The 1,223-nt window shown below is 59.5% G+C and carries 2 protein-coding genes; one reads left to right on the top strand and one right to left on the bottom strand.

Going from position 1 to position 1,223, the window contains the following annotated elements; genetic code table 11:
- On the top strand, positions 1–361 hold a 361-nt coding region (locus tag MKD38_RS30610), incomplete at its 5' end, for an Lrp/AsnC family transcriptional regulator (protein WP_252682430.1).
- Between the two features lie 170 nt (positions 362–531).
- Here the strand turns inward: MKD38_RS30610 and MKD38_RS30605 are convergent.
- A complete protein-coding gene (locus MKD38_RS30605) occupies positions 532–822 on the bottom strand; it encodes a hypothetical protein (RefSeq protein WP_018003654.1) in 291 nt (96 codons plus the stop codon).
- Between the last annotated feature and the right edge of the window lie 401 nt (positions 823–1,223).

Raw genomic sequence — 1,223 nt, 5'->3', positions numbered from 1 at the left:
TGCTCGGGTCAAAGCCCTCGCGAGTGCCGGCGTAATACGGCGCTATGTCGCACTTGTCAGTGCTTCCGCTCTAGGCCTAGGGCTGAATGTCTTTATCTCAATTAACTTGAAATACCAAAGTAAGGACTCCTTGACAGAGTTCGAACGCCGCATCGCCGAATACGACGAAGTGATGGAGTGCTATTTAATGACAGGCGATAGCGATTATTTGATTCGGGTAGCAGTGGCCGACATGGCTGCCTTGGAGAGATTCATCCTGGAACAACTTACGCCGATTCCAGGAATCGAGAAAATTCGCTCTAGCTTCGCGCTCAAGCAGGTTCGTTATAAGACCGCACTGCCCCTACCGTTGCAGCGTTAGGTTCATCGTCGGATGTGCCCTCTCCCTTCAAGGTTGCGTTGCATGACCAGTACAGCTAGCGCCGGGGCAAAGGCTGTTGGCGTGCCACGCACCAGTAGCCGCCGGGTAATCTCTTCGGCCGACGTGCCGTCCCCCACGCGGCTGAACGCGTCGGATCGCTTGCGATTCAGTCATTCGCGCACTTGCGGAAAAGACTGATCGCCATCAAGTGGTTTCGTCAATATTTCGAGTTGCTCCTGCGCCTTGCGCTCAGGGGCTGGCGCGTCCAGCAGTTGTCGTAGGCGTTCGCGAAGCGTCTCATCCAGCGGCGGCTGCCTCTGCCATTCGCCGCGTCGGCGCCCGATCGACCAGTCGCCCACCATGGTCCGCTGCCAGCGCTCGGCTGCGCGGCCGATGAGCTTGAAGTCATCGTCTCGTTGGATGTAGCCAATTGCCTCCGTCAACTCTGCAAGCAGACCCAAGCCGGTGATTCAGCCGATCTCGCCGCCCGCCGACAGTGCTACTGCCCCCCAAAATCTCATCCCTGAGCTGCTCGTCTGCGGCCGCGATCACCCTCGCGGCCCAAGCGACGGCCCCACGCAGACTGGCGCGTCCCTCCATGACTAACATGGTTGTCCGCGAAGGTAGCATACGCAAATATCCGTCTGGAGAGCACATTTTGTGAGCGCGCTGCTCCGGGCGCCACACTGTGAAGCCGCTGGCGTCCCAGTTCCACGGCAACGCCTGCTTCCTTGCCAGTCGCGCCGACCCAACACTCGTTGGCGGCAATGTTCAATCGCCGCTACTTCAGCCACGTTGGCCTGGGGCTCTCGGTGCTTGCCGACGAGCATCGCTGACGGCCGAAGGCGACACAGATTACCAG

Source organism: Cupriavidus sp. WGlv3, from assembly GCF_023952475.1.
Taxonomy (GTDB): Bacteria; Pseudomonadota; Gammaproteobacteria; order Burkholderiales; family Burkholderiaceae; genus Cupriavidus; species Cupriavidus phytorum.
The sequence above is the reverse complement of the archived record's forward strand: the minus strand, read 5'-3'. Positions and strand labels throughout refer to the sequence as shown.